This window comes from Marinobacter shunpengi (genome assembly GCF_045449695.1).
GTDB lineage: Bacteria > Pseudomonadota > Gammaproteobacteria > Pseudomonadales > Oleiphilaceae > Marinobacter.
Map to the genome: position 1 here is coordinate 95,088 of NZ_JBJJKZ010000013.1, position 26,811 is coordinate 121,898.

A 26,811-nucleotide genomic window follows, 5' to 3' on the forward strand; every position below is an offset into this window, starting at 1 on the left:
ATCAGGAGACCCTATGAGCCCGTGGATTCCGATGAGTGAACACGCCGAGCGCCGTCGCCGGCTGATGGATGTGATGGCAAAGGACAGCATTGCCATCCTGCCCGCGGCCCCGGAACGCACCCGCAACCGGGATGTGCTCTACCCGTTCCGGCAGGACAGTGACTTCCAGTACCTGACCGGTTTCAATGAGCCGGAAGCCGTGGTGGTGCTGATTCCCGGCCGGGAACATGGTGAATCGGTACTGTTCTGCCGTGAACGGAACCCGGAGAAGGAGCAGTGGGACGGTTCCATCACCGGCCCGGAAGGGGCGATTGAAACCTACGGGCTGGACGACGCTTTTCCCATCGCGGATATCGACGACATCCTGCCGGGGATGATCGAGGGCCGCAGCCGGGTATACTATCCCCTGGGCCGCGACCAGGCCTTCGATGCCCGGGTTATGGACTGGGTCAAGCTGATCCGCAGCAAGGTGCGGGCGGGTGCCCAGCCCCCCGGCGAGTTCGTGGCCCTGGAGCACCTGCTCCACGACCTGCGCCTGTACAAGAGCCCGAAGGAAATCAAGGTCATGGCCGAGGCCGGCCGAATCAGTGCCGAGGCCCACTGCCGGGCCATGAAACGGGCCCGTAAGGGGGGCTACGAGTACCAGCTCGAGGCGGAGCTGATCCACACCTTCATGGAGCACGGTGCCCGTAATACCGCCTATCCCTCCATCGTGGGCAGCGGCGCCAATGCCTGCGTGCTGCACTACATCGAGAACAGTGCGCCGCTGCGGGAAGGGGACCTGGTACTGATTGACGCCGGTTGCGAGGTGGACTGCTACGCCTCCGACATCACCCGTACCTTCCCGGTCAGTGGTCGCTTCAGCGAGGCCCAGCGGGCCATCTATGAAGTGGTGCTGGAGGCCCAGTACGCCGCCATCGACGCGGTGCAGCCCGGCCACCACTGGAACATGCCCCACGAGGCGGCGCTGGAAGTGCTGACCGAGGGGCTGATCGATCTGGGTATAATAGAGGGGCCTCTGACCCGGGCCCTGGAGACGGAAGCCTACCGCCCCTTCTTCATGCACCGCACCGGCCACTGGCTGGGCATGGATGTCCACGATGTGGGCGACTACAAGGTGGGCGACGCCTGGCGGGTGCTGGAACCGGGCATGGTGATGACCGTGGAGCCGGGGCTCTACATCGCTCCGGATAACATGGATGTGGACCCGAAGTGGCGGGGCATTGGCGTGCGCATCGAGGACGATGTGGTGGTCACCAAAGAGGGCTGCAAGGTGCTTACGGACGCGGTGCCCAAGAACATCGCCGAGGTGGAAGCCTTAATGGCGGAATGACCCGGACAGGTGGCTGACATGCAGGCGTGGGACACGGACATACTGATTGCCGGTGGTGGACTGGCGGGGGCGACCCTGGCCCTGGCCATCTGCCGGCTGGTGCCCGGCTACCGCGTGACCGTGGTGGAGGCTTTCCCCCTGTCCGGTGACCCCGCCCCCAGCGACTACCAGCCCAGCTACGATGCCCGCTCCACGGCCCTGTCCTGGGGCTCCCGCCAGATCTTCGAACGCCTGGGCCTGTGGTCGTCCATCAGTGGGCAGGCGGCGGCTATCCGGCATATCCACGTCTCCGAGAGAGGCCGTTTCGGCGTTACCCGCCTGGATGCATCGGAGCACCAGCAGCCAGCATTGGGTTATGTCGCCGACAACCGCTGGCTGGGCCTGTGCCTGATGGAGTCCCTGGCACGGCAGCCGAACATCCGCTGGCTGGCACCGGCCCGGGCCGAGGGCGTGACCAGCCTGCGGGGCGGCGTGCGCGTGGCGATCCGGCAGGATGGCGAGGAACACAGCCTCACCAGCCGTTGCCTGGTGGTGGCGGACGGAGGCCGTTCCGGCTTGAGGGAGGCCCTGGGGATCGGCGTCCGGCAGGAGGATTACGGCCAGTACGCGCTGATCGCCAATGTCAGTACCGAACAGCCCCACCAGGGTATCGCCTGGGAGCGCTTCACCGAGCGGGGGCCCATGGCCCTGCTGCCACAGGTGGGCGGTCCGGAGGACGGTCATCGCTCCGCCCTGGTATGGACCCTGTCGCCGGACGACCTGGATGACGTGCTGGCCCTGGACGAGGCTGGCCGTTGTGCCCGTCTGCAGCGGGTATTCGGCTGGCGCCTGGGGCGGTTCACCCGGTTTGGTGAGAGCCACCATTATCCCCTGGCGCTGACCACCGCCAACGAGTGCATTCGTCCCGGTGTGGCCCTGGTGGGCAATGCTGCCCATGCCCTCCATCCGGTGGCCGGGCAGGGGTTCAACCTGGCCCTGCGGGGGCTGATGGCGCTGGTGGATGCCTTCCGGTATGCCCATGACAACGACCTGTCCCCGGGGGATCTGCGGGTGCTGGAGCGTTACCGGCGGCAGCATGCCCCGGATCAGCGGCAGACCATCGGGTTCTCCGATTCCCTGGTGCGCCTGTTTGGTGGCGGCTACCCCGCCCTGGGGCCGGCCCGCAACGCCGGACTGGCGGGGCTGGACATCATGCCCGGTGCCAAGCAGTGGTTTGCCCGACGGGCCATGGGGATGGTGACGGGGGGCACGCCCAGGCAGCCATCGGACCGCGACCGGGAGTATTGGCAATGAGTGATTTTGATATTGTCGTGGTTGGTGGTGGCATGACCGGAAGCGCCCTGGCCCTTGGGGCCGCTCAACAGGGCTGGCGGGTCGCGCTGGTGGAAGCCGCGCCGGTGGCGAAACTGGTGGAGTCGCCATTACCGGCCCGCACGGTGGATGATTTCGAGCCCCGGGTCAGTGCCATCTCCGTGGCCAGCCAGCGCTTGCTGGAGCGCCTCGGGGCCTGGCAGCGGGCGACGCAATCCCGCCATTGCCCCTACATCGCCATGGATGTCTGGGACGGTGAGGCCATCGGCCGCATCCGTTTCGACGCCGCCGAGCTGGGGGTGCCTGCCCTGGGCACCATCATCGAGAACCGTCACCTGGTCCGCAGCCTGTTCGAGGCGGTCCGGGACAGCGACCTTACCTGCCTGGATGGCCAGTCGGTGGATGCCCTGGAACAGGACGGGGAAGGCTGGCAACTGACCCTGTCCGGTGGCGAGAAGTTTACCGCCTCCCTGGTGGTGGGCGCCGACGGTGGCCATTCCCGTATCCGCCAGTGGGTGGGCCTGCCCACCCGGGAGTGGGACTATGACCAGGAAGCCATCGTCTGCACCGTGCAGGCCGCGCAGTCCCACCAGCACACCGCCTGGCAGCGTTTTACCGCCACCGGGCCCCTGGCCTTCCTGCCGCTGCAGCCTGACCCTGGTGAAGAGGGTGAGCAGGGCGAACGGTTCTGCTCCATTGTCTGGTCCCAGGATACGCCGGAGGCCCGCCGCCTGCTGGCCCTGGATGCCGATGCCTTCATGGCGGAGCTGACCAGTGCCCTGGAGGGACGACTGGGCCCCGTGGAAGCCGTCTCCCGCCGCTTCTCGTTCCCCCTGCGGCAGCGTCACAGCAAGCAGTACGTCCAGCCAGGTCTGGCCCTGGTGGGGGATGCGGCCCACACCATCCATCCCCTGGCGGGGCAGGGGGCCAATCTCGGGTATGGCGATGTCTCAGCCCTGCTGGCGGAACTGGAAACCGCCTTCCAGCGAGGGCAGTCACCGGGCGACCTGCTGCTCCTCCAGCGCTACCAGCGCCGACGCAAGGGTGAGAACCTGTCGATGATGGCCGCCATGGAAGGATTCAGACAACTCTTTGCCCGGGATGAACTGCCACTGAAATGGCTGCGCAGCACCGGCATGCGCTGGCTGGACCGGGCTACTCCGCTCAAGAACCGGGTAGCCGCACAGGCAATGGGGCTGTGACCGGTTCGCCAGAGTAACCGTGGGCAAAAGCCATTACATTCGTCCCGGGACGCTATATAGTGCCCGATAGTTTTCACTGTCCCGGAAGTTGTTGAATAGGAGTCCTATGCCATGGCCGGCGCCAGCCTGCTTACCCTGCTTGATGATATCAGTGTCGTTCTTGACGACGTTTCGGTGATGACCAAGGTGGCGGCCAAGAAAACCGCCGGTGTCCTGGGGGATGACCTGGCCCTGAACGCCCAGCAGGTGACCGGCGTCAGGCCGGCCCGGGAGCTGCCAGTGGTGTGGGCGGTGGCGAAGGGCTCGGCCATCAACAAGGTGATCCTGGTACCCCTGGCCCTGGCCATCAGTTATTTCCTGCCATGGCTGATCACGCCCCTGCTGATGCTGGGGGGCGCCTTCCTCTGTTATGAGGGCTTCGAGAAGCTGGTCCACAAGTGGCTGCACCGGGAACAGGAGGAGGCCCATCGTGAGGACCTGCGACAGGCCATGGCGGACCCGCAGAAGGACCTCAAGGCGCTGGAGAAGGACAAAATCAAGGGGGCCATCCGCACCGACTTTATCCTCTCCGCCGAGATCATCGCCATCACCCTGGGCACCGTGAGTGCCGAGCCCATCACAATGCAACTGGCGGTACTGGTGGTGATCGCGGTGGCGGTGACGGTGGGCGTGTATGGCATGGTGGCGGCCATCGTCAAACTGGATGACCTGGGCGTGCACCTTACAGAGCGCGAGTCGTCATTCTCCCAGTCAATGGGCGCCGGCATACTGCGGGCCGCTCCCTGGTTGATGAAAACCCTGTCCATCGTCGGTACCGCCGCCATGTTCCTGGTGGGCGGTGGAATCCTGGTGCACGGTATCCATCCCCTGTACGAATGGATCCGTGAGTTCACTGCTGGCCTGGGTTCCATAATGGCGACCGTGGGCCCAATGTTGATTGATGGCCTGATTGGGGTGCTGGCCGGGGCGGTGCTGGTGGCGGTGATATCCGGGGCCCAGCGGTTGAGAGCCTGATTCTGTCCGGGGTATCGGCCTCACCGTCGGTGGCCGGATACCCTCGTTATCTGTGTTGTGTTGCGTATAATGAGAACCGTTTTCACCAGGATTGCCGGTACTCATACTGGGTTCATGCCGGAGCCTGAACGAACCACGGTGCGGATACCTCATGACGATTCCTGCCCTTGCTCCCCTGTTTATCGGGGATTTCGAATACTATCGGGATATGCTGGTTCTGCCGGGCCAGGACCAGCGCCCGGGCATACCGGCCAGGGACCTGATTTCCGGCGACGGCCTGTCGTGGCTGCTGTCCGAGTATCGACGATCCCAGTCCGGTGATGACGATCGGGCCCTGCTGTCACTCTGGTCCCGGTATTACTTCGTGAAACTCACCGTGCCGGTGGTCGCCGCCAATCTGGTGCTGGGGCGGGAGTTGCCGGTTGCCCTCGACCGTATCGAGGTCATCCTGGGCGAGGGCGGGGTGCCGGAGGCCTTCCGCCTGCCAGACGAAGGGCACCCCTTCGAGGTGTCTCCGGCGGGGCCGTTCGAGCGTTTCCGGGAATTGCTGGAGGGCAACTTCGAGCCGCTGATCGAGGGCTGGTGTGGTCAGGTCAAGCTGTCGCGTCGGGTGCTTTGGAACAACGCCGCCAATTACTTTGACTGGCTCATTGAAACCATGGCTGCGGGCGGCGTGCCAGAGGCAATGCTCGTGGATGGGCGTGGGATCATTGAGCGGGAGCGACGCCCCGATGGCGGGCCCAACCCCATGGCCAATCCGGTACGTTACGTGGAGCGCGGGGAAGGCTGTGAGCCCCTGCGGCAACGACGCCACTGCTGTATCCGCTACCGCCTGCCCGATCTTCCCCTGTGCAGGAACTGTCCCCACATTGACCGGCCCCCCAAGGGCGCGCGGTTACCTGAAGAGGCATAGCGCCTGTAGTCACACCGTTTCTCGAGGCTCAGACCACCGCGATTCGGGCACCATCCTGCCTCGGGTGAGCCAGGATCGACATGGGGATGCCGTAAATATCTTTCAGGGTATCCTGGTTCATCAACTGGTCGGGGGTGCCCTCAGTCAACAGTCGTCCGCTGTGGAGTGCGACCAGGTGATCACAGTAGCTGGCGGCCATGTTGATGTCGTGGAGTACCACGACCACGCCCATTTTCAGTTCCTTGCCCAGTTTGCGCACCAGCGATAGGACCTCCACCTGATGGGCGACGTCCAGCGCCGATGTCGGTTCATCCAGTAGCAGGTAACGGGCGTTCTGGGCAAGCAGCATGGCGAGCCATACACGCTGACGCTCGCCGCCCGACAGCTCATCCACGCTGCGGTCGGCAAAGCGTTCGGTGTCTGTCAGGGCCATGGCCCGCTCCACCTGTTCCTGGTCCTCCCGGGAGAATCGACCCAGGGCTCCGTGCCAGGGGTAGCGCCCAAAACTCACCAGTTCCCGGGCCGTCAGGCCGTCAGTGGCCGGTGGTTGTTGGGGCAGATAGGCGACCTGCCTGGCCAGGGGGCGGTCCCCCCAGCGGTGCAGGTCCTTGCCCTCCAGGAAGATCCGACCGGCGGAGGGGTGTAGCTGGCGGGCCAGCAGTTTCAGTAACGTCGATTTGCCGGAACCGTTGTGGCCGATCAGTCCCACGACCTGACCATGCTCAATGGTGAGATCAATGGGATGCAGAAGGGTTTTCTCCGGTAGCCGATAGCTGACGGCGTCCAGTGTGAACATGGAAGCAGACCTGTTGTTTGAAAGATCAGATACTAATTCAAGTGTAAATGGTTATCAATAACCGCCGTTGCCGGGTCGCAGCCAGGGCCGGCTAACGGGCTGCCGGCAGTCGCATCATCCGCACCAGGAAATAGCCCCCGCCAATCAGTGTGGCGACCAGGCCGGCGGGCAGTTCATAGGGATACACGACAGAGCGGGCCAGCCAGTCCGCCCATAGCATGAGCAGACTGCCGATCACAAAGGCCGCCAGCAACTGTGGCAGTGCTCGCTGGTAGCCCAGCAGTCGAGCCAGGTGTGGCGCCATAAGACCAACGAACGACAACGGTCCCACCACCAGTGTGGCAGCTGCCGTCATCAGGGCCGCCAGCAGTAATAGCGCGAGGCGTACCGGGGCAAGCGGTAATCCCAGTGACTGTGAGGTGCTGTCGCCCAGAGGGAGCAGGTCGAGCCACCGTATCGACAACAGTGTCAGCAGCATGAGCAGTGGTGTCACCACCAGCAGCACCAGCGCATCGGTGTCTCCGGACAGCCAGGTGGAGCCGGACAGCCAGTTCAGCAGGGTGACCGACTGGGCATCGCCCATGGCAAGCACCATGCGGATACCCGCATCCAGCAAGGCTGACAGGGCAATCCCTCCCAGCAGCAGCCGCTGGGGAGAAAAGCCGTTGCGTCGGCTCAGTAACAGTAGCGTCAGCAACACCAGAGTGCCGCCCAGTCCACCGGCCAGGATCTGCAACGGTCGACTGCTGGTGCCCAGGGTCAGCACCAGTATCACCATGCCCAGGGCGGCACCGGTGCTGATGCCCAGAAGTTCGGGGCTTGCCATGGGATTGCGGGTCAGTCTCTGCACGATCACACCGGCGCCCGCCAACAGGCCGCCAGCGAGCAAGGCGGTGACCATGCGTGGCAGTCGCATGGCCATTATTGCCGGGTCCCCGCTGAGGCCGGTCCATTGCCAGCCATCCCAGGTGGGGCCCAGGTTCAGGGTGACGGTGAGGCTGGCCAGGGTCGCCAGGCATAGAACGGCCAATCCGATGAGCGGTACCCCGGTTTTCCGTCGCGCTGAACTTACCGACAGGGTTTCAGACGGACGGGCGGGGATCAGGCGGGTGCGGGTCAGTACCCAGAGCAGAACCGGGCCCCCAATCAATGCGGACGCCGCGCCGGTGGGGAACAGCAGGTAACCAAAGGCCATGGTCAGCTGTTGCGCAATGCCGTCGGCCACCAGGCAGAGCAGGGCACCGGAAAGGGCGCTGGCCAGCAGGCGCTGACGCAGGGTGCGTGCGCCCAGCAGTCGCACAATGGCGGGCGCAGCCAGGCCGATAAAGCCCACCACGCCGACATGGCTGACCGTCAGTGCGGTCAGGTAGACCGCCAGCGACAGGGCCAGCACCCGTGTGACACCCGGCGACAGGCCCAGGGAACGGGCACTTTCGGTGCCTAGGTCCAGGGCCTGAAGGGGGCGCCATAGCAGCAGGGTGACGCCGGTGGCTGCCAGCAGTCGGGGCAGCAGCTCCAGGGTGCTGCGCCAGTCGTTCTGGCTGAGTTCACCGGCCCCCCAGATAAATAACCCGGCCAGTTGCTCCTGATTGAACAGCAGGATGACGGTGTTGATGGCGCCGAGGTAGAGGCTCACGATCAACCCGCAAAGGGTCAGTGTCAGCGGGTCAAAACCACGGCGGGCACCCATCAGCAGGACCAGGCCAAGGGCGGCCATGCCACCGACCATGGCCCAGGCCTCTCGCCAGGCGAGCAGGGCAGGAGCCAGCAGCATCACCAGGCCGAGCACCAGTTGGGCCCCGGCGGCAACACCCAGGGTAGTGGGCGCGGCCAGGGGGTTGCGCAGGACCTGTTGCACCAGCGTGCCGGCAAAACCCAGGGCCGCCCCGGTCAGCAGGGCCATGGTCAGTCGCGGCAGTTGCGTGTAATGCAGTACCGCCTGTTCGAAGCTGGCAGATGCGGACAGCCACAGAGCACCAGGCAAACGGGCGAGGCTGTCCGGACTGGCGAGAGGTGATAGGAACAGGCCGGTGGCCAGCAGTAGCAGGGCCAGTAGTGTCAGCCGTGCCCAGGGGTGCTGATGTGCCATGAACTGACTCATTCAGTGGCCTCCCCGTCGACGTTAGTCAGCTGGTCCGCCAGCATGCGGGCCATGAGCGGAACACTCAGTACGCCGCCAAAGGTCCATACCGGCCCCACGCCTGTGATACGGCCACTTTGGGCCATGGGCAGGTAAGGCCAGAGATTGCTGGCCAGCAGCCGTTGCCGGTCGGCCTCGGGCCATGGCCGGATATAGATCAGCCATGCATCAGGGTGGCCGCCCAGGTCTGCCAGGGTGCCGGGTGTGAAGCCCCACAGGTTGGTGGAGCGCTGCCAGGCATTGTTGAGCCCGGCCTGCTCCAGGGCCTGGTGGAGCATGGAGTTGTTGCCATGAATGCGCAGACGGCGATCGTCCAGGAAGCGGACGAGAAAGGCGTTCTGGTTTTCCAGACCGGCGTCCGCAAGCCGGCGTCGGGTGTCGGCCAGTTCCTGCTCAGCCTGCTGTAGGACGTTTTCGGCCCGTTCTTCCCGGTCGAGTACCCTGCCCAGGGTGATCAGGTGTTGGCGAGCGCGGACCCAGGGGTTTGAGTCAGCTTCGTAGATGGTCTGTGCCAGGGTCGGTGCAATGGTTTCCAGGGCCGGGACCGCCGCCATCAGGTGCCCACTGACCAGGATAAGGTCGGGGTTCAGGGAGCGGATGGCTTCCAGGTTTGGGGACTGCCGGGCACCGACGGATTTCACGGTATCCGGCAGGGGCGGTTGTGCTACCCATTCCCGGTAACCTTCCGCATCCGCCACCCCGACCGGGATTACGCCGAGGGCGAGCAGATGCTCCACCTGCCACCAGTTCAGCGCCACAATCCGTTGGGGCGGCTCCTCAAAACGCAGTTCGCCGGCATCGTGGGTGACCACGGTGCCGGCGCTGCCTGTGCTGCAGAACAGGAAGAGCACCAGGGCCCGCAGTGCAGGCCCTGGTCGATAGCGTGTCAGCATGCCATCAGTAGTCCACGGAGTAGGTCAGGGAGTAGGTGCGGCCCTGGCCCTTGAAGTCGAACAGTTCTTCGTAGCCATAGAACAGCTGGGCGCGTTGGCCCCACACCGTGTCGTACTGCTCGTCCAGCAGGTTGGTCACGGCAAAGTTGAGTCGACCCAGGGGCAGGTTGCGTGCGGCCATCAGATCAAAGGTGGTGTAACCCTCGATTTCATCACCGGCGTCGTCATCAATATCAAACGCCTTGGAGCCTTGCAGGCGTACGGATGTCAGGCGGTCCTGCCAGCGGACGAAAGCGGTTGCGTTGGGCAGGCTGGCCGCGGTGACCACGTTCTTCTGCCAGTCGCCATCGTCGTCTTCCACTTCCGAGCGCACGTAGTGGCCGGTGCCACCCAGGGACCACTGATCATTGGCGTACCAGGTCAGGGCGCCCTCGAGGCCGTAGTCCCGGCTCTTGCGGTCCACAACGTCGACCGTCAGGCTTTCACGATTGGTCTGGGCTTCCTTGTCGGACCAGGTGTAGTAGGCGGCTACCTGGGCATCCCATGTCGGTTGATAGGTACGCCAGCCGAGTTCCACCTGGTTGGTCTCCAGACCGGGAATGGGGTTGTCGTCAATGTTCAGGGAGTCTGTCAGGACGTAGCGTCCGCCGTCCAGCTCGTAATTGCCGCGCCCGGCCGCCTTGCCCGGGTCCGGGATTTCAAAACCCTGGCTGAAGTTCGCCCAGATCTGGTGGTCATCGGTGAGCTTGTAGATGGCGCCAGCGTTCACCAGGGTCACGTCGTAGTCGCTTTCACCGCCGGGAATGGCGTCCGCGCCGGTCACCAGGCCGCGTCCGGATTCAACCGCCTGCTGGGTGCCCACAAAGTCTTCCATTTCCAGGCGGGCATAGCGCTGTCGGATGCCGGCATTGAGCTGGAGTCGGTCAGTGACCTGCCAGCCAGCCTGGATGAACGCGGCGACCCCTTCCACACGGTAGTCCGGGTAGCGGGGCACCACGAATTCCTCATCAAAGACCAGGCCGCCGCTGGGCAGGGATGTGTTGTTGTCGAAGATCATCTGGCTGGCGGAGAAATCCTCCCGGTCCAGGTCGATGCCGTAGTTCAGGTTGACACTGCCGAAGTCCTTGGCCAGAAGTCCCTTGATCAGGTACTGGCGGGTATCCTGGCGGGAGGCGCCGAAGTAACTTTGCGGTATGGTCGCGCGCTGGTAGGGGTAAGGGTGAAAACTGGACTCCTCGTTACGCATCGACGCCTGCAGATAGGCGGTATGTCCCAGTAAGTCCCGGTGTTGGTAGGCGAGGTTGAACATATAGCGTTCGGTTGCGGGATCCCGGTCACTGGAGTAACCGTCACGAACTTCCGGATTATCAAGTTCGGTGAGGAAGGGGCCGAGCCAGACGCCCTCATCGCCCTCGTAGCGGGACCGGTAGTACTGTGCCGTGAGGTCCAGGCTCTGGTTGTCATCAATGCGGATCTGGGTACTGCCCAGCACGTCGACACTTCGGTTGTACTGCAGGTCGGTCTGGGAAATGTCGATCATGATGCGATCGCCATTGCCATCGTACATGGCGCCGTTGTCCTGGGCGGCGATGGCCAGCCGTCCCTTGATGGTGTCATTGCCGCCTGCGATGGACTGGCCGACCCGGAAGGTGCGGTCTTCGGTGTTGTTGAAACCACTGGAGGCGCCCAATTCGGTACTGAACCGGGCGTCGCCTTCCTGGCCTTTCTTGGTGATGATATTGACGATGCCGCCGGTACTGCCGCCGCCATAGATGGCGGTTGCGCCGGACAGCACTTCAATGCGCTCGATATTGAACGGGTCAATGGAGTCGAACTGACGGCTCAGCCCCCGGGAACCATTCAGGGAAACGCCGTCGATCATGACCAGCACGCTGCGACCGCGCATGTTCTGGCCGTAGTTGGTGCGGGTCTCCGGGGCCAGGTCCATACTCGGAACCAGCTTCCCGATCACCGTTTTCAGATCCTGCCCGGACTGGAACTGCTGCTCCAGTTCTTCACCGTCCAGAATCCAGACGGTACCCGGGATCTGGCTGATCTGGGCTGGTGCACGACTGCCGACCACTACCAGCTCATCCAGTGACTGCGAGGCTGCGTTTGCTGCCAGCGGGGCGGCCAGCGCCAGTGAAAACAGGGCTCCTGGAAAGCGCGTTCGAACTGCCATCGGTGTTTCTCCCTATGAAAATAAGGCGAAAGTGTAAACGATTATCAAAATGATTCAATTCCCGTTTGAGCCATTTTGCGGGGAGCCTCCCGGTTATGTGAGATTTTTCGGGTTGTGCTGCTGCCCCAGTGGACCGACAGGCCCTCCTCTGAAACCGGGTAGTGCTCTTGGCCGAGCAGGTGGTTGACGATCACGGCAGAGCGCCAGCAGGTCAGGCTGAGCTGGGATTCGGCAATGCCGTGACTGAAACGGCCCTGATTGACGGTGTAGATGGCGCGGTCATCGGGGCCGTCCCAGTCCAGATTGAATGCCGCCTGAAGCCGTGGACGACCGGTGCTGTCCTCGCGGAGCCGGTTTTTGATGGGGGTCAGGCAGGGTGGAAGGCCGTGATCAAACCCGGTACACAGCAGCAGCCGGTCAGCCTGGAACTCTTCAAACTGGTCATCCATACGGTTGCGGGTCAACAGGTTCATGGGCGTGCCATCGGTGACCGCATAGACGGACCGCCCCGGCAACAGCTCGGGCAACGGGTGCCCGGGGTTTTCCAGTGGGTATTCGTACAGCCGCTGATAGAGCGCCTGCAGGGTGTCCGGGGAAATGCCGTCGGACGCCAGCTTCTGATAGTGAACCAGCTCCCGGCGACGTTGCTCCGGCAGTTTGCGGAAGGTATCCACATAACCGGGAGAGAAATACAGGTTGGTAAAGGGGGTCTCGTCCAGAGGTTCGAAGTTGGGGCGGCGGGAGAACCAGCGGATGCTGGCGGGCTGCCCCCAGAGACCGTCGAGTAGGCCCAGTACTACCTCGGCACCGGACTGGCCGCCGCCGATTACTGCTACCTGCTGGCCGGTGAAATCCCTGTCCTTTTGCATAAGGTGGATGCAGTGCAGGCTGCGGGTGGATGGGAGCGCCTCGCAGGCGGGTGGAATGTGAGGCTGGATGCCCGTGCCAATGCAGAGGTTACGGGCACGGACCGGATTCTGTCCCGTCTCAAAAGTCAGCCGGAACAGGCCGTCCTCAAAGGTCACCGACTCCACGCCATGGCCGAAATGCAGGCTGGAAAGGCGACCCGCGACCCAACCTAGGTAATCGGCGAACTCACGGCGGCTGATGGCCGTCATCCCGGCACTCAGGAACGGGTAGAAGCGCCGGTGCTGCACCAGATAGTTCAGGAAACTGTGGGGGTTGCAGGGATCCGCCCCGGTGACCAGGTCCTTGAGGCAGGAGGTCTGCAGCCGTGCCCCCGGCAACTGCATGCCGGGGTGCCAGTCGAACCGGGGTTTGCTGTCAAAAAAGGCAGAGTCCACGTCCTGGTGCTGGTCCAGCAGGGCCGCCACGCTCAGGTTGAAGGGGCCAATACCGATGCCGGCCAGGTCGAGAATATCCTTACTCATCGCAGGTCTCCAGGGTCTGATGATTCGTCGGGTGAAGGGGGTTGGGCAATTCCGGCCCCAGGGTTGGGGTGGGGCGGGCCGCATCATCGCCATAGCCGATCCGGAAGCGCACGCGGTTGAGGCAGACCCGTTCCATCACGGGCCGAAACAGGTCGAATGTGCGGAACTGATGCGCAAGGTCCGGGTACGCCTTCTGGTACTGGACAATCCGGTCGTGGAGTAGCCGGTAGAAATCCCGTTCCGGATAGCCAAGGTAGTCTTCAAGCAACGGCGACAGGAAGCGAAGACCGGTGACCAGGTGGCCGGTATACAGGTCATGAAACAGATGGGCGGCCGGCAGTCGTGGTAGTGCGCCGGCCAGGGAGTCCGGCATCCCGGCCTGCATGGGGTGGTCGCCCTCCACCAGGCGCAGGTCTCCGTGGAAATCCTTGACCACCACCCGTTCCGGTTGCCACTGACGGAAGATGACGCCCAGGTTCTGGCCGTGGGCCACCAGACCGACGCCATAGCGACAAAGCAGGTGGTAGAGCGGTATGGTGACCCGGTCGAACAGCCGGGTCAGCCAGCGTTCCACGGACCAGCCCGAGCGGCGGATCATCTCGGCGACCAGGGGGGTGCCGTCCGCATCGGTTTGCATCAGCATGGCGAAGATCCAGGCCTGTTCACCTTCGGCGCTCTTGCCGGCCAGGCTCTCGCGCCATACTGCCCCGAGCATTTCCCGGTAGCGATAGGGCGTGCCGGCAACCTGCTGTTGGTGAGGGTGGGGCAGATGCACCCCACCCAGTTCCCGCTGCACCGTCAGTCCGGTGGCGGCAAGGAGCGGGTCAGTGCTGGCGGTGGTTGCCAGCCAGGCGGACAGTTCCGGTGCCAGCGCCATGGGTTCCGGCGGAATACCCCGGTAACAGGAGGTGTTCAGGATGGTCAGCGACAGTTTCAGGTCGCAGGCTCCGGGGGCATCGAGATCCGACAGCGTTCGGATCGACTGCTGGGGCAGGTAATGGTGCCCCCGGGGTCCCAGGTCCACCAGGTTGCCGCCCTCCAGCATGGCGGCATACTGCGGCTGGATATGGTGCTGCCATTGCCAGGGATGAACCGGTACCAGTTGCCAGTCCCGGGACTGCAGGTAGGGTGCCAGTTCCTCCCGGTCGTCGGTCGTCAGGCACTGCTCGGGGGCAGGTTGACCATAAACCCTTAACCCGGTGGCCCGGTGCGCGGCCAGCCAGTGCAGGCTTACCGGTTGGCTGGCCTCCGGGCTGTAACGGTGCAGGTCATCCATGCCCCAGCCAAGGCGACCGCGATTGGCCAGTACTTTCGGGTGGCCGTCCAGCAGCGTCTCCAGCCTGACGGGTGGCAGGTCGAGGAGTTGTGCGGCTGTCCGGCCCGCCAGGGCCCGCTGGCGAAGCAGATCACCGGCGAGGGTATTGTTCAGTTCCTCGATGAAGTTACCCAGGGTGATATCGCCCATGGCAAAGGCCTGGCGGCAGTCCAGCACAAGCTGGATGGCGTCACTGCTGGGAAAACCGTTGCGGAGCAGGGTCTGCGGGCGTATCCACAGGAAGTCCCAGGGTGTCCGGCGCGCCTGGAACTGATAACGGTGCTCGCCGGTGTCCAGCTCGAACCGGTCCTGGCCCTTGTTCTGAGGCGTAATCAGCCCTTCATAGCTGCATTCAGCCAGTATCCGGGCCATCAGCCGCTGGTTGACGAGTTGCCAGTGGTTGGCATGTTCCATCTCGGTCATTCCTGTTGGTTTACAGTCGGGTGTCGGCGAAGAACCGGTGGCGGGGATTGCACAACAGCGCTGAGCGCTTGTGGGGAAAGTCGAACTCACCATGGTTTTCCCAGGTGGTGGTCCGGAGATAGCGCAGCATCGCCCGGTTATCCGACCTTGGCTCGCCCCACAGGCAGCGGGTTCGTGGTTCCGACAGAAACAGGAAGTGGCTGACGGTGTTGAGCCACAAGTTGGTCAGGCCTTCACCGAGGAACCGCCGTTCGCCGATCAGTACATGCATGCCCTGATCGAAAGGCCCGGCCTTGCAGTAGGGGCCCAGTCGGTCTTCCTGCACGTAGTAGGTTTCGAAATAGCCAACGGCCTCGCCATCGGCTTCAAGGATCAGCGGCAGCGAGTGCGGGTCGGCCCGGCGGTCCTCCAGCATTGCGTCCAGCCGCTCGCGACTCCAGGGGTACTCCCAGAACCTGGCCACTCGGGGATCGTTCTGCCATCGGTGAAAACGTTCGCCATCCTGGTCCACCGTCGCCTGGCGCAGCGTGATGGTCTTGCCCGTACTCGGCGCGAACCGGCAGTAAAGGATCTGGTCGCCTACCGACGGACGACGGGGATGGCGCACGTCGTCTGTCCGCACGGAGATCTCGGGCATGACCGGCCACAGGCCGGGATCCAGCCAGTGCTCGCGGATCTGGTAGAAGGCGACCCGCTCGATGGCGATGCCGTCTGCCGTGTGCTCCCAGGCGGGATGGTGGGTGTCAAAGGCTTCGCAGGCGTTCCTCCCCAGTTCGATCCGTGGCGTATCCAGTTCATGAAAAAGGGTATCGAGCAGGCGCTGGCTGGTGGTCGGGTCGAGGGTCGGTCCCTCCCACTCCAGCAGTCGTTCGCCGGCGGGACTGCTCTGCCGTTTCGTCTGCCAATGCTCACGGTCCAGGGTGATCTGTAACTGCTGGTGGTCTGATGACGGTGTCAGTTCAATGGGAGACAAGTGTTTCATGGTGGTTGCTGTCCTTGTGTGTCTCTGGCTGTTCAATCCGCAATGGGTTGGGCATGGGGTGATAGATGGATTCGAGATCCTCGAGGGTGTTCTCGTTCAGGGCTCGCAGGGAGCACAGAAAGTTGTTCTTGGCATACAGTGACGGGCTGCCCAGCAGGTAGCGGAAGGCGCTGGTGTCTGCCGGTTCCTGCCTGAGTTGTTGCTGCAGCCATTGCCGCAGTTGGTGCCATAGCCGGTTTTCCGGACACAGCCCGGCGGCTGCCAGCGAGGTGATGACATTGAAGGTGCTGTTGATGAACAGGTAATAGCAGAACAGCCGCACGCCCAGGGTCTCAGGCAGCTCGTTCTCCCCCGCCTGTATCGATGTTGCCAGCCCGGGGCCGAAGCGGTGGTGGGCCAGGGAAGAGAAGCCGGTGCCCTGGCAGTCCCGGAACCAGGCGGACACCGGCTGGAAATGGTCGTCCAGCCGCAGGATCAGGTTTTGCTGGTGGGCCCCGAACAGCAGTCCCAGGTTGCTCTGGGCGTCCAGTAGTGGCTTGACCGCCAGCTCCAGGTAGGCGTGGAACCAGTCAGCCGCGTCTGTCTCGCTGGCGCTCCGGGCCCGAAGGCAGGTGGCCAGGCGTGAAAGTCCTGTTTCCGGTGCGTCCTGAAGGAGTGACGCCAGTAGCTCACAATTATGGCCGGTTTGGTTGCGGAACGGATTGTCGCGGAAGACCACCGTGCTTTCGGCCAGTGGCTGCCCCTGGCGGTCGCGGATGGCGACGGTCACCGGTTCATTGAGAATGCGGAAATTCCGGTGACGATTCAGCCAGTCCCGGGCCGGTGTGGTGGTCAGCAGGTCGGCCAGTCCCGGCCCGCGGACGGCTTCCCGGGGCTGCAGGTGCCTCAGGGAATTGGTGAGGCGCACGGACAGGGAAAACTTCAGCATCCAGTCCTGATCTTCCGCCCAGATTGCCCGCAATGACGACGTGGCTCGCCATCGGCTGGCCCCCATGCCCAGCCGGCGCAGCCGTCCCGTTGACTGCAGTTCCCGCAACTCAGGATGGGCCTGCCAGTGACGGTGCTGGAACGGATGGCAGGGGAGCACGGTATGGCCAGTTGCGGCAGCGGCCTCCGCAGCCTGTCGCACGGTGGGAGACTCCTGCTGCAGCAGTGTCTCAATGGCGCCGGACAGGGAGGTGAGAGCGGATCCATGACATTGCAGCTGGTCACGGGCCACGCTGTACCAGATCAGTGGAAACCGACCGGTGAATTCCGGGGCAAAGGCGGCGGCTTCTTCAGCCGTCATGTTGCCGCGGTCCTTGGGGCAGGGGTGGATGGAGTGCCCATTGATCAGGGCCTGCTCCGAGTCGATAAAAGTCTGTGGCGCCAGCCCCGCCGGGGCCTGATATGTGGAGCGATAGGCTACGGCAAGCTGGAGGTTGTCATGACTGTTTCGCACGCGCTTAAGCAGATTCTCCCGATCCTGCACCGATGACTGGCTGACGATCTCGGGCAGCGACAGGGTCCATTCCACGGCCGCCAGAAAGTTCATCCGGTGCAGGCCGTCACCCCGATCAAGCCAGAGGTCCGGTCCCAGCAGGTGCCGGCCACCCCGACTGTGAAACCGGCAGGGAATCAGCAGGATTTCCCCGGTTATGTCATGGGTGATCGAGTAGTGGCCTGGTACGGGGTGCCATGGCCAGGGGCCGGTTTCCCGCAACAGGGCATTGAAATAGGCGTTCACTGACGGGTCTAACGCTTCCATCACTGGAATCATGGCAATATCCTTTGTCGGCGAATTGCAAATAACTGTAAAATAAATAATAATGATTCGCAATTACATTTCGTGTGACGCAGATCAGGAAATCTGAACAGGATGACGATTCGGGGAAGGGAGGCCTGGGGCCCGGTATTGATGATGGGGGTGCTGCAGTCGGCCATGGTGGCCGCCCTGCCGTGGTTGATTGAGCGTACGGGACTTTCCGCCGGACTCTGGTCGATGATCCTGTCAGCCGGCATGATTCCGGTTCTTCTGGGGGCCCCGCTATGGGGGCAGTTGGTGGATCGAAGGGGCGCCCAACGGGTGTCCCTTATTGCCTCTGCGATGGTGCTGGCTGGCTTCGGGCTGTTTTTGCTGGCGCTTGGGGCCGGCCTGCAGGGAGCGATTGGCCTTGGCTGTTTGCTGGTAGCCCGGTTGGCCCATGGCATTGGCGCAGGAGGCGTTTTCCCCGCGGCCCAGCGGCTGGCGGTGGCGGATGCCGATCCCGGGGAATGGAGCTATCGCCTGTCCCGTCTGCAGATGTCGGTTCATGCGGGGCGTCTGGCTGGCCCGACCCTGATCGCACTGGCGGTCTGGCTGGGCATGATGACGGTACTTACGCTGACCGGTGTGTTGGCCTTGCTACTGGTGTCCGGCCTTCGCTGGCAGAGGGGGCAGCAACCGGAGGGTGAGTTTGCGGCTGGGGGCGATTCCGGTGGTGATCGCCGTCCGCCGTGGCGGGCCGGGTGGCCCTACTATCTGATGGCGCTGGTGCTGACGGTGGCGGTGGGGGCTGTTCAGTTTGTACTGGGGCCCCGGCTCACGGCTTTGGCGGGCGTCTCTGCGGAAGTCGGTGCTTCCCTGACGGCAGCGGCACTGATCCTGGCTTCCTTGATCGGGCTTGTGTTCGGGCCCCTGGTTCATTCGCGGGTCCGGGGAAGTCCGATACTGGGGGCCATCTGGGGGAGTTCCCTTCTTGTGGGCGGAACCCTGCTGGCCTACGCTCAGAATCTGTCGGCGATGTTTGGCGGTATTGCGGCGCTGGCCTTTGGGGCGGCGGTGCTAACGCCCTGGTATGGCAGTCTGCTACGCCAGTGCCATCCCGATGCACAGGGCGAGGTGGCGGGCAGGCTGACCAGCACCCATACCCTGGGGTACATCATCGGGACCCTGGCCGGTGGCTGGCTGCTGGAGACCAGCCCGGGGCAACCGCTGCTCGCTCTGCTACTGATTGCACCCGCTCTGGTCATGCTGGCATGGCGGGCTGGCGGCTTTACCCGCAGAGATCGTAAAGTCGGCTGATCAGCACGGGTACTGCGGTCTCCACCCTGAGGATGCGGGGCCCCAGATGGACCGACTGACATCCGGCTTCCACCAGTTTGTCCACTTCGTAGGGAATGAAGCCGCCTTCGGGGCCGATGCAGAGGGTGGCCGGGTTCCGGATATGCGTCGGGCACGGGGTGTTCGTACCCGGGTGGGCCACCAGGCCGGGCCGGTCCTGCAGCAGTGACGGCAGCTCGTCTTCCACGAAGGGTTTGAAAAGCTGGCGGATGGTGACCCGGGGCATGCGGGTATCCATGGCTTGCTCCAGGCCCAGGGTCAGGTTCTCCCGCAGGTGCTCCGGTTGTAGCCAGGGTGTCTGCCAGAAGCTCTTCTCCACCTTGTAGCTGTTGATCAGCCAGATGTCCTTCACGCCCAGGGCCGCAACCGTCTGCAGGACACGGCGGAACATCTTGGGGCGGGGCATGGCGAGGACCAGTGTCAGTGGCAGGGGGGAGGGCGGCGACCGGTCCAGTTCCAGGTGGAGTTCCGCGACGGTATCAGTCAGGCGGGTCACCGTGCCGGTGCCCATGGGGCCGTCTTCCAGCCCGACCGGCAGGGTGTCACCCTCGCCGGCACGGAGTACCGAGACCAGGTGATCCCGACGCCGGCCCGTGAGTTTTGCGTGATTGTCGTCCAGCAGGTCCTGTGGCGACAGCAGGGCCAGGTTCATAGGTCTTCGGGATAGCCGTCGTCGGGCCGGTGGCGGATTGCCAGGCGACCACACAGCACCCCAATCTCGAACAGCAGCCACATGGGCACGGCCAGCAGGGTCTGGGAGATCAGGTCAGGGGGCGTCAGCAGCATGCCAATGATAAAGCACCCTACCACCACGTAGGGGCGCTTGGCCGCCAGGTCCTGGGGAGTGGTGGCGCCGGACAGGATCATCAGCACGGTGGCAATGGGAATTTCGAAGGCAACCCCGAAGGCAAAGAACATCTTCAGCACGAAGTTCAGGTAACTGGTGATGTCCGGCAGTTCCACGATGCCTTCCGGGCCAATGGCCGTGAAGAACCCGAACACCAGGGGAAACACCACGTAGTAGGCGAATATCGCCCCCAGGTAGAAGAGCAGTATCGAGGAGAACAGCAGCGGGAAGGCAAGTTTCTTCTCATGGGCGTACAGCCCCGGTGCGATAAAGCTCCACAACTGGTAGAGGATGACCGGTATTGCCACGAACACCGACAGCACCAGGGCGAGCTTCATGGGGGCGAAGAAGGTGGCGGTGATGTCGGTGGCAATCATGCTCTGGCCCACCGGCAGCAGCTCCATCAGCGGGCCGGCCATGATCAGGTAGAGCTCGTTGCGGAACGGGAACATCACCGCGAAGCACACCAGCACCGCCAGTACCATCTTCAGCAGGCGGTTGCGGAGCTCCAGCAGATGCTCGATCAGGGGCATTTCCTGCTGCTCGGGAGGAGGGTTGCCCGGGGAAGCTGAACTCATGAATCGCGTTCCGGTTTATCCTTGGGCGTCTCCGGGGCACCGGAGACGCTGGTTTCGGTGGTGTCAGCGGTCTGGCTGCCCTTGCGGATCATGGCGTGGGGGTCATAGCCGGGTTTTTCCGGCGGTTCCCAGTCCCGGAACCGCTGGCGGTCGTCATCCCGGTGGTTCTCATGGTCATCGGGTTGGCTATGGTCGGCGCCCTGAGTCGGATCTTCCGGCGGGGGCTGGTCACCCTGTTCGGGTGGCTCCGATGTGTTCTCCTGCTCACCGGCAACCCGGCGAGTGGCCGGGGCGGGTCTGGCCTTGCGGGTGTCGCCGTCGGAGAGGATCATGTCCTCGTACTGTTTGGCTTCATCCAGCGCGCCGCGAACACTCTTCTCCACGTCTTCCAGGCCGATATCCCCGGCCTTGCGCAATTCCTTGCGCAGTTCGTCGGCCTTGAGCTCCCGGTCCAGTTCCGAGGTGAACTGGGTGACCATGCGCCGGGCACCACCCACCCAGCGGCCGGCGGTGCGGGCCGCCGAGGGCAGGCGTTCCGGTCCCAGGACCAGCAGAGCGATGACGGCACAGATCACCAGCTCAATAAAGCCGATATCGAACATGTGGGGGCGACTCAGCTATGGGTCTTTTCTTCGGTCTTTTCGGTGCTGGATTCCTGGACCGTGGACTTTTCCTGATTCTCGATGGAGTCCCCATCGGTCTTGTCCTTGTCCTGCTGGCTTTCCTCGTCGCTCATAGACTTCTTGAAGCCCCGGATAGCACCACCCAGATCTGTGCCGATATTGCGCAGCTTCTTGGTTCCGAACAGGAGGATCACAATGCCCAGAACAATCAGAAGTTGCCAGATACTAATTCCCATCTCTCAGGACCCCTTTGGTTTACTTACCTGATGTTATTGTACGCCAACCCTGGCGTTAACCGAACACCCATGGAGGGAGACGCGGACACCAGGGGTGCCTCGTCCAGTTGACGGCTATGGTTTGTTGCGGGCTGCCTTTTCCTCCAGCCCCGAGAGGTCGAAGCGACGGCCCAATTCTTCAAGAATATCATCCGGTCCAAGACCAAACCGTGACAGCATAACCAGAGTGTGGAACCAAAGGTCGGCGGTTTCGTAGACCAGGTCGTCGGTCTTGTCCGAGTTCTCGGCATCCTTGGCGGCAATCAGCGTCTCGGTGCATTCCTCGCCCACCTTCTCGAGGATCTTGTTCAGACCCTTGGCGTGCAGGCTGGCCACATAGGAACTGTCCGGGTCGGCGGCCTTGCGGGCCTCCAGAACGCGGGCGAGTTGCGACAGTATGTCACTCATGGTGATGGCCTCCCTCTCCGTAGATGGCGTCCGGGTCCTTCAGTACCGGATCTTTGGTGACCCAGCTACCGTCTTCCAGCGCCCGGTAGAAACAGCTGCGACGTCCGGTGTGGCAGGCGATTCCGCCCCGCTGTTCCACTTTCAGCAGGATAACGTCGTCGTCGCAGTCCACTCGGATCTCCCTGACACGCTGCTCGTGCCCGGAACTCTCGCCCTTGCGCCAGAGCTTGCCCCGGGAGCGGGACCAGTAGATGGCCTGCTGTTCCCGGGCGGTGAGTTCCAGGGATTCCCGGTTCATCCACGCCATCATCAGGATGTCGCCGGTCTCGGCGTCCTGGGCGATGGCGGGAACCAGGCCGTCGGCATTCCAGCGGATGCTGTCGAGCCAGTCGGTGCCGGACACGGTAGAGGTTGATTCTTGCATATTTATGACACGGTTTGTCTGTTGGGTTAGCGACTGCCCCTGGCAACCAGCCAGGTGGCGCCGGCCAGCATGGCCCAGCCATACCAGGGCATGTCCCGGGCCAGGGGCTCCAGTTCACCCTGAACGCCCAGCCAGGCGCCGGCTACCAGGGCCGCCGCGAGAGCCAGGCGGCGCCAGCGGCGATCGGCACGGCGTTGTCCGGCCCTGATGGCTGCCAGTGTATCCTGTTTTGCCCCCGGCTGGTTGCCGGAATTGCGTAGCTGCACCAGGGTATCGTGCACCAGTTGCGGCATCTCCGGAGACTGTTCCAGCCATGATGGCAGTCGTGACTGCAGGGTCTGGAACAGGCCGCTGGGGCCGATACGGCGTTTCATCCAGGTCTCCAGGAACGGCTGGGCGGTGCTCCACAGGTCCAGGTCCGGGTACAGCTGGCGGCCGAGGCCCTCCACATTCAACAGGGTTTTCTGTAGCAATACCAGTTGCGGCTGTACTTCCATATTGAAGCGCCGCGCGGTCTGGAACAGGCGTAGCAGGAAGTGGCCGAAGGAAATGTCCTTCAGGGGGCGCTCGAAAATGGGCTCGCAGACGGTGCGAATGGCGGCCTCGAACTCATTGACCCGGGTTTCCGGCGGCACCCAGCCGGACTGGATATGCAGTTCCGCCACCTGCCGGTAGTCGCGGCGGAAGAAGGCCAGCAGGTTGCGGGCCAGGTAACTGAGGTCGTCCGGCGCCAGGGTGCCGACGATGCCGAAATCAATGGCAATGTAACGGGGATCCGCCGGATTGCTGGCGTCCACGAAGATATTGCCCGGGTGCATATCGGCGTGGAAGAAGCTGTCCCGGAAAACCTGGGTGAAGAAGATCTCCACGCCCTTTTCGGCCAGCACCTTCATATCCACCCCGGCGGCGTTCAGAGCCTTGATGTCGGCGATGGGAATGCCCGACACCCGCTCCATCACCAGCACTCGCTGGCTGGTGTAGTCCCAGTCGATGGTGGGGATGTAGATCAGCGGCGAACCTTCGAAGTTGCGGCGCAGCTGGCTGGCGTTGGCGGCTTCCCGTTGCAGGTCCAGTTCGTCGTGGATGGTGTTCTCGTAGTCCTCCACCACGTCTACCGGGCGCAGGCGCCGGCCCTCGGACCAATACCGCTCCAGCAGCCGTGCCATCAGGTACATCAGCGCCAGGTCCTGCTGGATCACCCGCTCGATGCCGGGGCGGATGACCTTGACCACCACGCGGCGGCCGTCGGGCATGGTGGCGGCATGCACCTGGGCCACGGAGGCGGAGGCCATGGGGTCCCGGGTGAATTCGGCAAACAGCTCGTCCACCGGCTGCCCCAGGGATTCCTCGATAATGGCCCGCGCGGCGTCACTGGGGAAGGGCGGTACGTTGTCCTGCAGCCGGCGCAGGGATTCGGCCATGTCATCCGGCAGCAGGTCACGCCGGGTGGAGAGGATCTGGCCGAACTTGACGAACACCGGCCCCAGTTCCTCCAGGGCCAGCCGCAGCCGGTCACCGCGATCCAGCTTGCCCTTGGGGAACAGGTGCCAGGGGGCGAACAGGAAGAACAGCTTCAGGGGGGCGGGCAGCTCGGCGATGGGCAGGAAGGTGTCCAGCCGGTATTTGCAGAAAACCCAGGCGATGCGGAACAGGCGTTGCAATCGAGTCACGGCGTCTCCGATCCGGACTCGCCGGTGGTTTGGGCCTCCAGCCGCTCAATGCGGGCGGTCAGGCGTTCGGTGCGCAGGTTGAGCTGGTCGATCTCCTCGAAGGTGGGCTCCAGTTCACGCCGACCGGGCAGGGTGCCGGTTTCCTCGTGGATATACTCCTCCAGGCTGGCGGTGACCGAGGCCATGGCCTGGCGGCTCCAGCGAACACTGCCGCGAATTCGACGACCGATGAAGTGGGCGGGGATGTCGCCGGTATAGCGGGCCAGGGCCGCCTCCCAGTCCGGCGCCAGTTGCGCCAGGGCCTGCTGGAACTGGTGGGCAAGGCCGGTATCGCCTTCCACGGTCAGGCGACCGTCGCTGATGGCCTGGTCATCGCCCAGGGCAAGGGCGGCCATGGCCAGCGGGCGGCCACGGATCACCAGAGCCGGATCGTCCGGGCGCAGACCCGATACCCGTACCCCGCGACGGGTGCCCTGCAGGCAGATGGCCATGGCCACCGGCTCGCTGACCTCGAAACACACCGGGCCGGTCAGCGCACGCAGCAGGTCGCGGCGACCGGGCGGGTCCAGTTCCAGGGCCCGGTTCAGCGCCAGCTCAAGCGTGCCGGTGATGGCCGCGTGCAGGGTGGGAATCCGTGACATCAGGGTTTGGTTCCCACGTGCAGGGCCACAATGCCGCCGGTCATGTTGTAGTAGCGGCAGTTCACCAGGCCGGCGGACTCCATCATACCCTTGAGGGTATCCTGATCCGGGTGCATGCGGATGGACTCCGCCAGGTAACGATAGCTCTCCGAATCACCCGCAAATAACTGGCCCATCAGGGGCAGGGCGCTGAATGAGTAGGTGTCGTAGGCCTTGCTGAGCAGAGGATTGGTGGGTTTGGAAAACTCCAGCACCATCACCTTGCCGCCGGGCTTCAGCGCGCGCGCCATGTCCCGCAGGGCCTGGTCCTTGTCGGTCACGTTGCGCAGGCCGAAGGCAATGCTGACCACGTTGAACGTATTGTCCGGAAACGGCAGGTGCTCAGCGTCCGCCTGTACGTATTCGATATTGCCGGCGTAGCCCCGGTCCAGCAGGCGGTCACGGCCCACTTCCAGCATGGAGGCGTTGATGTCCGCCAATACCACCTTGCCATTGGTGCCCACCAGGTCTGAGAACTTCATGGTCAGGTCGCCGGTGCCGCCGGCAATGTCCAGCACCTGGTGGCCGGGGCGCACGCCGCTGAGTTCGATGGTGAAGCGCTTCCACAGGCGGTGGATGCCCATGGACATCAGGTCGTTCATCAGGTCGTACTTGCTCGCCACGGAGTGGAAGACCTCGGCCACCTGGCCCGCTTTCTGGCTTTTGGCCACCTTGCGGAAGCCGAAGTCGGTAGTGTCGTCCTGGGCGGGGCGGTTCTGATGTGAAGCCGGGGCTGACTGCTGTTCGCTCATGGGGGCGTCCTGTGGAATGTCGCATCGGGGCGCTGGGCAACCCGCCGACGGACCCGTGAGTCCGGTTTTGGCGGGCGTAAGCGACCCTATTCTAGGGAACCTCCGGGCAAGTCTAAAGTTTTTTGCCGCAATATGTATCATCGGAGGCTGGTCTGGACGTGTCGCTGCCCATAAACTGGAGACAAATCAACTTTCAGAGGGAAATCGTTCATGTCTGCTATTGATGTTCGCCGCAGTCATTCCATGGACCAGGAACATGCCCGTGAGGCGGCTGAATCCCTGGCCCGGGACCTGTCCCGGAAGTTTGACGTGCAGTACGAGTGGGACGGCGACCTGCTGAGGTTTCACCGCTCAGGGGTCAAGGGGCACCTGGATATCTCTCCCAGCGAGCTGCATGTTCACCTGGAACTCGGCATTATGCTGAGGCCCTTCAAGGGGCGGGTCGAGGAAGAGATCCACAACGAGCTGGACCGCATCATCGTCTGAAGGGCTCAGGTGACACTAAGCTGTGCCGGACTGGCCTGCGTCCGGACTTCCCGGCGGGTGATCCAGTGCCGGGATCAGGGACTGGTCATCCAGGGCGATAAAGTGACTGGGGGCGTCGGTTTCCTGGATGGTCATGGCGGCGCAGGCCCGGGCGCTTTCCAGCATGGCGGACTTGTCCAGGATCCGGTCGGTGCCGGGAATCAGGAAGATGCCGTGGCTGATGTTCCGGTAGATGTCCGTGGGCGTCCTCTCCATCCAGTCCAGTACGTCCTCCAGGTTGCGCACGATAGTGAGATGGTCGCGGGTGGACGAGAACAGTTTGCTGAGGAGGGTTTTCTTGCGGGGATTCATGCGACCGAAGAAGGTCTGCCCATAGACGGAAGAGGGCGCGCTGTTGATCAGACGGATCAGCCAGGGCCACATGCCGTGGCTGACCGGTTCCAGCATCATGGTGACCAGCGCGTGGGTGCGGCCCTGGGGCAGGGCCGGGGCTTCCAGCAGCAGCTCCACGTTGCGGAACAGGTCGGGTCGCCGGCGGGCTGCCTCCAGGATCACCGCCCCGCCGCGGGAGTGGCCGTGGACCCGGACGTGGTCGGAGGAGGGCAGAATCTCCATGGCCTGGATCAGCAGTTCCGCGTCGTAGGCGATGGTGCCGGCGAGTTCGTTGATCTCCGACTGCCAGCCGGCGTCCTCCGGTGTCACGCCGTTGACCGGAATGTGGTAGTTGCTGCAGGTAAGCAGGATCAGTTCGGTGGTGGGCGCATCGTAGATCTGGGTGAAGTAGCAGTGGTTTTCCAGGTAGCCGTGAACGCCGATGACCGTATGCAGGGCCTCGCCACTATGGTTGCGCACCGACACCGCACCCTGGCCGATGCGATAGACCTGCCCGGAGAACATTTCCGAATAGGCAATGTCGATGGGCTTGATGAGTTTGCGTATATGGCTTGCTTTCATGTGCCACCTCCGGGGCCACACTGGCTGGCTTATGGCGCCCTGCTCCAGAGTATACGATGACTTGCCTGTCATGACGTAATCTATATCAGTACTGCATTTCCCATGATCGGGAGTGGAGCAGGTTTTTCGCCTCTGTC

General features: G+C 63.6%; 24 protein-coding genes and 1 pseudogene. 7 read left to right on the top strand and 18 right to left on the bottom strand.

Translation table 11 applies throughout. The features are described from left to right. Nucleotides 1-13: 13 nt before the first annotated feature. From pepP to fhuF, 5 genes are all read left to right on the top strand, one after another. Nucleotides 14-1,333 (top strand): Xaa-Pro aminopeptidase, encoded by a 1,320-nt coding sequence (pepP, locus tag ACJO2E_RS09720; protein ID WP_406963679.1) that lies wholly within the window; start codon nt 14-16, stop codon nt 1,331-1,333. 18 nt (nt 1,334-1,351) lie between these two features. After that, nucleotides 1,352-2,626, top strand: coding sequence for a 2-octaprenyl-6-methoxyphenyl hydroxylase (gene ubiH, locus ACJO2E_RS09725; RefSeq protein ID WP_406963680.1), 1,275 nt, complete (start codon nt 1,352-1,354; stop codon nt 2,624-2,626). Further along, nucleotides 2,623-3,846, top strand: coding sequence for a UbiH/UbiF/VisC/COQ6 family ubiquinone biosynthesis hydroxylase (locus tag ACJO2E_RS09730; protein WP_406963681.1), 1,224 nt, complete (start codon nt 2,623-2,625; stop codon nt 3,844-3,846). The genes ubiH and ACJO2E_RS09730 overlap by 4 nt, the downstream gene beginning before the upstream one ends. Before the next feature lie 111 nt (nt 3,847-3,957). Continuing rightward, nucleotides 3,958-4,860: a DUF808 domain-containing protein gene (locus ACJO2E_RS09735; protein WP_406963682.1), complete on the top strand. Its 903-nt coding sequence runs from the start codon at nt 3,958-3,960 to the stop codon at nt 4,858-4,860. 151 nt (nt 4,861-5,011) lie between these two features. Beyond that, the gene (gene fhuF, locus ACJO2E_RS09740; RefSeq protein WP_406963683.1) at nt 5,012-5,773 is read left to right on the top strand and encodes a siderophore-iron reductase FhuF; all 762 of its coding nucleotides are present in this window, start codon (nt 5,012-5,014) and stop codon (nt 5,771-5,773) included. A 28-nt stretch (nt 5,774-5,801) separates the two neighbouring features. Here fhuF and ACJO2E_RS09745 read toward each other — a convergent pair whose 3' ends face one another. The 8 genes from ACJO2E_RS09745 to ACJO2E_RS09780 all read right to left on the bottom strand — a co-directional run bounded on the left by ACJO2E_RS09745 (nt 5,802) and on the right by ACJO2E_RS09780 (nt 17,654). Next, nucleotides 5,802-6,569, bottom strand: a complete 768-nt coding sequence (locus tag ACJO2E_RS09745) for an ABC transporter ATP-binding protein (protein ID WP_406963684.1) — start codon at nt 6,567-6,569, stop codon at nt 5,802-5,804. Between the two features lie 91 nt (nt 6,570-6,660). Beyond that, nucleotides 6,661-8,670 carry a Fe(3+)-hydroxamate ABC transporter permease FhuB gene (fhuB, locus tag ACJO2E_RS09750; protein WP_406963685.1) on the bottom strand — a complete coding sequence of 670 codons (2,010 nt, stop codon included), beginning with the start codon at nt 8,668-8,670 and terminating at the stop codon, nt 6,661-6,663. Further along, on the bottom strand, nt 8,667-9,602 hold the full coding sequence (locus ACJO2E_RS09755) for an ABC transporter substrate-binding protein (RefSeq protein ID WP_406963686.1): 936 nt from the start codon (nt 9,600-9,602) through the stop codon (nt 8,667-8,669). The genes fhuB and ACJO2E_RS09755 overlap by 4 nt, the downstream gene beginning before the upstream one ends. Before the next feature lie 4 nt (nt 9,603-9,606). Next, the gene (locus tag ACJO2E_RS09760) at nt 9,607-11,784 is read right to left on the bottom strand and encodes a TonB-dependent receptor (protein WP_406963687.1); all 2,178 of its coding nucleotides are present in this window, start codon (nt 11,782-11,784) and stop codon (nt 9,607-9,609) included. A 44-nt stretch (nt 11,785-11,828) separates the two neighbouring features. Then, nucleotides 11,829-13,175: a lysine N(6)-hydroxylase/L-ornithine N(5)-oxygenase family protein gene (locus tag ACJO2E_RS09765; protein WP_406963688.1), complete on the bottom strand. Its 1,347-nt coding sequence runs from the start codon at nt 13,173-13,175 to the stop codon at nt 11,829-11,831. Continuing rightward, nucleotides 13,168-14,904, bottom strand: coding sequence for an IucA/IucC family protein (locus tag ACJO2E_RS09770; protein WP_406963689.1), 1,737 nt, complete (start codon nt 14,902-14,904; stop codon nt 13,168-13,170). Before ACJO2E_RS09770 ends, ACJO2E_RS09765 begins: the two co-directional genes overlap by 8 nt. Nucleotides 14,905-14,923: 19 nt before the next feature. Beyond that, the gene (locus ACJO2E_RS09775) at nt 14,924-15,895 is read right to left on the bottom strand and encodes a GNAT family N-acetyltransferase (protein ID WP_406963690.1); all 972 of its coding nucleotides are present in this window, start codon (nt 15,893-15,895) and stop codon (nt 14,924-14,926) included. Next, complete coding sequence (locus ACJO2E_RS09780; protein ID WP_406963691.1) at nt 15,873-17,654, bottom strand: IucA/IucC family protein; 1,782 nt, start codon at nt 17,652-17,654, stop codon at nt 15,873-15,875. The genes ACJO2E_RS09775 and ACJO2E_RS09780 overlap by 23 nt, the downstream gene beginning before the upstream one ends. Before the next feature lie 99 nt (nt 17,655-17,753). On the opposite strand from ACJO2E_RS09780, the gene ACJO2E_RS09785 reads away from it, so the two are divergent. After that, on the top strand, nt 17,754-18,938 hold the full coding sequence (locus tag ACJO2E_RS09785) for an MFS transporter (protein WP_406963692.1): 1,185 nt from the start codon (nt 17,754-17,756) through the stop codon (nt 18,936-18,938). Here the strand turns inward: ACJO2E_RS09785 and ACJO2E_RS09790 are convergent. The 9 genes and pseudogenes from ACJO2E_RS09790 to ubiE form a co-directional block, all read right to left on the bottom strand. Further along, nucleotides 18,910-19,629: a 16S rRNA (uracil(1498)-N(3))-methyltransferase gene (locus ACJO2E_RS09790; protein ID WP_406963693.1), complete on the bottom strand. Its 720-nt coding sequence runs from the start codon at nt 19,627-19,629 to the stop codon at nt 18,910-18,912. The genes ACJO2E_RS09785 and ACJO2E_RS09790 overlap by 29 nt on opposite strands. Beyond that, complete coding sequence (gene tatC, locus ACJO2E_RS09795) at nt 19,626-20,402, bottom strand: twin-arginine translocase subunit TatC (RefSeq protein ID WP_406963694.1); 777 nt, start codon at nt 20,400-20,402, stop codon at nt 19,626-19,628. The genes ACJO2E_RS09790 and tatC overlap by 4 nt, the downstream gene beginning before the upstream one ends. A 326-nt stretch (nt 20,403-20,728) precedes the next feature. After that, nucleotides 20,729-21,004, bottom strand: a pseudogene (gene tatB / locus ACJO2E_RS09800) (Sec-independent protein translocase protein TatB); the annotation flags it as partial. 11 nt (nt 21,005-21,015) lie between these two features. Then, nucleotides 21,016-21,261, bottom strand: a complete 246-nt coding sequence (tatA, locus tag ACJO2E_RS09805; RefSeq protein ID WP_406963695.1) for a Sec-independent protein translocase subunit TatA — start codon at nt 21,259-21,261, stop codon at nt 21,016-21,018. Nucleotides 21,262-21,375: 114 nt separating this feature from the next. Then, nucleotides 21,376-21,708, bottom strand: coding sequence for a phosphoribosyl-ATP diphosphatase (locus ACJO2E_RS09810; protein ID WP_406963696.1), 333 nt, complete (start codon nt 21,706-21,708; stop codon nt 21,376-21,378). Next, nucleotides 21,701-22,132 (bottom strand): phosphoribosyl-AMP cyclohydrolase, encoded by a 432-nt coding sequence (hisI, locus tag ACJO2E_RS09815; RefSeq protein ID WP_406963697.1) that lies wholly within the window; start codon nt 22,130-22,132, stop codon nt 21,701-21,703. The genes ACJO2E_RS09810 and hisI overlap by 8 nt, the downstream gene beginning before the upstream one ends. A 26-nt stretch (nt 22,133-22,158) precedes the next feature. Continuing rightward, the gene (ubiB, locus tag ACJO2E_RS09820) at nt 22,159-23,802 is read right to left on the bottom strand and encodes a ubiquinone biosynthesis regulatory protein kinase UbiB (protein ID WP_406963698.1); all 1,644 of its coding nucleotides are present in this window, start codon (nt 23,800-23,802) and stop codon (nt 22,159-22,161) included. Further along, on the bottom strand, nt 23,799-24,443 hold the full coding sequence (locus ACJO2E_RS09825) for a ubiquinone biosynthesis accessory factor UbiJ (RefSeq protein ID WP_406963699.1): 645 nt from the start codon (nt 24,441-24,443) through the stop codon (nt 23,799-23,801). The genes ubiB and ACJO2E_RS09825 overlap by 4 nt, the downstream gene beginning before the upstream one ends. Further along, nucleotides 24,443-25,234 (bottom strand): bifunctional demethylmenaquinone methyltransferase/2-methoxy-6-polyprenyl-1,4-benzoquinol methylase UbiE, encoded by a 792-nt coding sequence (gene ubiE, locus ACJO2E_RS09830; protein WP_406963700.1) that lies wholly within the window; start codon nt 25,232-25,234, stop codon nt 24,443-24,445. Before ubiE ends, ACJO2E_RS09825 begins: the two co-directional genes overlap by 1 nt. 210 nt (nt 25,235-25,444) lie before the next feature. On the opposite strand from ubiE, the gene ACJO2E_RS09835 reads away from it, so the two are divergent. After that, the gene (locus ACJO2E_RS09835) at nt 25,445-25,720 is read left to right on the top strand and encodes a polyhydroxyalkanoic acid system family protein (protein ID WP_406963701.1); all 276 of its coding nucleotides are present in this window, start codon (nt 25,445-25,447) and stop codon (nt 25,718-25,720) included. 15 nt (nt 25,721-25,735) lie between these two features. On the opposite strand, the gene ACJO2E_RS09840 is transcribed toward ACJO2E_RS09835, so the two are convergent. Then, entirely contained in the window at nt 25,736-26,674 is a 939-nt protein-coding gene (locus tag ACJO2E_RS09840; RefSeq protein WP_406963702.1) for an alpha/beta fold hydrolase, read from the bottom strand. Between the last annotated feature and the right edge of the window lie 137 nt (nt 26,675-26,811).